This window comes from Okeania sp. SIO2B9, assembly GCF_010672505.1.
In the GTDB taxonomy this organism is placed as follows: Bacteria; Cyanobacteriota; Cyanobacteriia; order Cyanobacteriales; family Microcoleaceae; genus Okeania; species Okeania hirsuta.
Map to the genome: position 1 here is coordinate 1 of NZ_JAAHGK010000800.1, position 3652 is coordinate 3652.

3 protein-coding genes are annotated in these 3652 nt (G+C 39.3%); 2 read left to right on the top strand and 1 reads right to left on the bottom strand.

The window, feature by feature from the left end; genetic code table 11:
- Positions 1 to 114: 114 nt before the first annotated feature.
- A complete protein-coding gene (locus F6K13_RS23575) occupies positions 115 to 1491 on the bottom strand; it encodes a WD40 repeat domain-containing protein (RefSeq protein ID WP_287288566.1) in 1377 nt (458 codons plus the stop codon).
- A 699-nt stretch (positions 1492 to 2190) separates the two neighbouring features.
- On the opposite strand from F6K13_RS23575, the gene F6K13_RS23580 reads away from it, so the two are divergent.
- Both F6K13_RS23580 and F6K13_RS35365 read left to right on the top strand, forming a co-directional pair.
- On the top strand, positions 2191 to 3387 hold the full coding sequence (locus F6K13_RS23580; RefSeq protein WP_124155405.1) for an LL-diaminopimelate aminotransferase: 1197 nt from the start codon (positions 2191 to 2193) through the stop codon (positions 3385 to 3387).
- Positions 3314 to 3532 (top strand): PEP-CTERM sorting domain-containing protein, encoded by a 219-nt coding sequence (locus F6K13_RS35365; protein WP_124155404.1) that lies wholly within the window; start codon positions 3314 to 3316, stop codon positions 3530 to 3532. The genes F6K13_RS23580 and F6K13_RS35365 overlap by 74 nt, the downstream gene beginning before the upstream one ends.
- The last annotated feature ends 120 nt before the right edge of the window (positions 3533 to 3652 follow it).

The window sequence follows — 3652 nt, forward strand, 5'->3', positions numbered from 1 at the left end:
GTTAGAAGAAATTCTGTTTGAGCGTTGTCAAGTTCTTTTAACACAGCAATTTGCAATCAAGGCTATAACCCAGTACCATTGGTGGCCGAAAATTCAGGTTTAATTACTCCGATGCTACCGGATTTGATATAACTTACCATCTGGAGAAAAAGCCAAACTACCGATTAAACTTTCATGTCCTTTGAGAATGCGTAATTGTTCCCCAGAAGTAGTATTCCATAAGCGGATGTTTTTATCCCAACTTCCTGATGCTAAGGTTTTGCTGTCGGGAGAGAAAGCAATACTTTCCACTCTATTCATAAACCCTTGAATTAGGTGTACTAATTCTCCAGTGGTAACATTCCACAAGCGCACGGTTTCATCTCCACTACCTGAGATTAATAAACTGCCATCGGGGGAGAAAGCGACACTGTTAACAAAACTTGTATGGCCAGTAATTAGTTGTAACTGTTTTCCTGTAGTCACATCCCATAAACGCAAATTGTTTTCATCTCCTGCGGATACTAATAATTTGCTATCTGGAGAGAAAGCTGCATCATATATTTTACAACTATGACCTTGTAAAACTCGCAGTAGTTGACCAGAAGTAACATCCCATAAGCGTATAGTTTCATCCCAACTGCCCGATGCTAATATTTTGCCATCTGGGGAGAAAGCAACCATTGTCACCCGACCTTGATGCCCTGACAACAGTCGTATTTGTTTGCCAGTGGCAACATTCCATAAGCGTATAGTTTCATCCCAACTGCCCGATGCTAATATTTTGCCATCTGGGGAAAAAGCAACTGTTTCGACTCGTTTAATATTTTCTTGGAGAACTTGTATTTGTTTGCCAGAAGCAACATCCCATAAGCGTATAGTTTCATCCCAACTGCCCGATGCTAATATTTTGCCATCTGGAGAGAAGGCAACGTTATTAACTGGGGAAATATGTCCTTTTAATTCTGCTAATAATTGACCTGTGCGTAAATTCCATAAATAGATATTTGGATCTGCTCCTATAGCTAGCAAGTTATGATGAGAATTAATCGCACCACACCTAGCAGGACAGTCGATTTCCCATAATATATTGTCACTCAAACCTATGTGAAATAAGGTAGCACCACCAGCACTACAGACAAGAATTAAATTATTTTTTAAAGGAATTATATCTGTGATAAATCCACGTCCTAAACGTTTTTTCATCCCTTGATTAACTAATTCTGGTAAAGCAACGGAGCGAGGATATTGTAATAATTCTTCTTTTTGTTTTTCTGTGGCTTTTTCCCAGAGTAAATTGTGTGCTGTCCATTGCACTATTCCTGTTTCTGTTTGAATAATTTGGGCAACAAGTTTGATGCCTTCTTTACCAAATTTAAGTGCTTCTCTAACAGCAGCTATTCTTTGTTCTTGGGAGTTATTATTGGTAAGTTTAGTTTTGAGATGCTGCAATTTTTTCAGAGTTTCTGTATCTTGTGGGTTAAAAGATTTATTTTGTAGGTTATTATTCATTGTTTATAGCTGATTTACTTAATACCATTGTATTTAATTTTATTGAAGAAGGAAGAAGTAAGAAGGAACAAGGAACAAGGAACAAGGAAAGAGAATCACAAAGATTTAGTAGTTATGACGATTGGAGAATTCTTTGACAGCAGATTCCAGCAAGCGTGAGGTACACCCCGATGCGGGCAAGATGCCCGCACTATAAACATTTAATTATCGGTACTTTGATATTTTTTATAGCGAAAATGCCTTCAAAGCTAGTAGGGGCAAGGGAAATACGTTGCTCTGGCTAAAAATGGCTCTTTGCGTAGCATTCCGCAGGAAAACCTAGATATATCAGGAAAAAGGTTGGTTAAATGTAAAACCTAGACTATATAAGGATTTGATGCTGTTCTTAACATATTTTTTCCCAAAGTACCGCTAATGCGTATGTCGCAATAATACAATGCAATACAAGTGTATTTCAGAGATTGGTGGAGAAACCTAGAGCGATCGCTGAATTCAGATATAAAAATCTTGATGGAAATATAGATGGGAGAATGGGGAGTTGGGTGTATTTAAGTATTTTCAATTATTGCCTAATTCCCATGTACGACTGTGTGCCTCTCAAATTTTGACTTTTGACAGCGGGTATTGGAAGATTGACAAAATTGGGGCAAAAGTAAAGTAGATAATAACTACACAAGTCAATTCAGAGGTGGAATCAAAATGCAATTATCACAACGTTTAGCCCCCCTAAGCTTTAATGTATTTGCCGATATGGACCGGGCAAAAGCATTAGCAAAAGCAGCAGGGCAAGATTTAATAGATTTGTCTCTGGGGTCTTCTGACTTACCAGCGCCTCCCAAAGCTCTAGAAGCGATCGCTCAATCTTTGTCAGATTCTACTACTTACGGCTATTCGTTATTTTCTAACACTCAAGCTTTTCGGCAAGCAGCAGCTCAGTGGTATACTGACAAATTTGACATTCCAGTAGACCCAGAAACTGAAGTCTTACCTCTAATTGGTTCTCAGGAAGGTACGGCTCATTTACCTTTGGCTATACTTAATCCTGGTGATTTTGCTTTACTGCAAGACCCTAGTTATCCTTCTCATAGTGGTGGGGTGTTTTTGGCGGGGGGTCAAGTTTACCCTATGCCTTTATTGGCAGAAAATGGGTTTTTGCCAGTTTTGGCAGACATACCTCCAGCTGTCTTATCTCAGGCAAAAATGATGGTTTTGAGTTACCCTCATAATCCGACAACAGCGATCGCTCCTTTATCTTTTCTCCAAGAAACTGTTGCTTTTTGCCAAAAACATAATTTAGTCTTAGTTCACGATGCTCCATATTTAGACTTTGTTTTTGATACCTTTTCTCAAGCACCCAAAAAACAATCTATCGCTCCTTCTATTTTTCAAGCTGACCCAGAAAAAACTGTTTCTATAGAATTTTTTACTATGTCTAAATCTTATAGTATGGGCGGTTTCCGAGTTGGTTATGCCATTGGTAATACTGAATTGATTCAAGCTTTGCGACAGGTTAAAGCTTGTATTGATTTTAATCAGTATCAAGGCATTCTCAATGGAGCGATCGCTGCTTTGACTGGTCTTCAAGAGGTAGTTCGAGAAACTGTGGATATTTTTCGCCAACGTCGGGATGTGTTTGTTGGGGCATTAGATCGAATTGGTTGGCCTGTGCCTACTCCATCGGCCACTATGTATGTTTGGGCAAAGTTGCCGGAAGCATGGGCCAATAATTCTGTAGGTTTCTGTGTGGACTTAGTGAAAAATACTGGGGTTGCAGTAGCCCCAGGAGCTGGTTTTGGTAAAGCTGGAGAAGGGTATGTGAGGTTTGCTTTGGTTCATAAGTCGGAGGTTTTGTCAAGGGCTGTGGAGAAAATTTCAGTGTTTTTGCAGAAATGCTGAAGGTTCTCACGAAGGTCTCTACAATTTCGAGATTACATCAGCAGGTGGTATCTTATCTGAATCTGTACCTGAGCCTTCTAGTTTATTAGGTCTAATGACTATCGGTGGTTTAGTTGCTGCTACTAAGCACAAGTCTCAAAAGTAAATCATTCCAATAGCTTCTTTGCTTGTGAGTGAATAGTTTGACAGTATTAATATCATGTCCGGTTAAACAGTGATAAATAAATAACTAGGGAGTCCTCAGGAGTCAACCCACCCCTCGCCC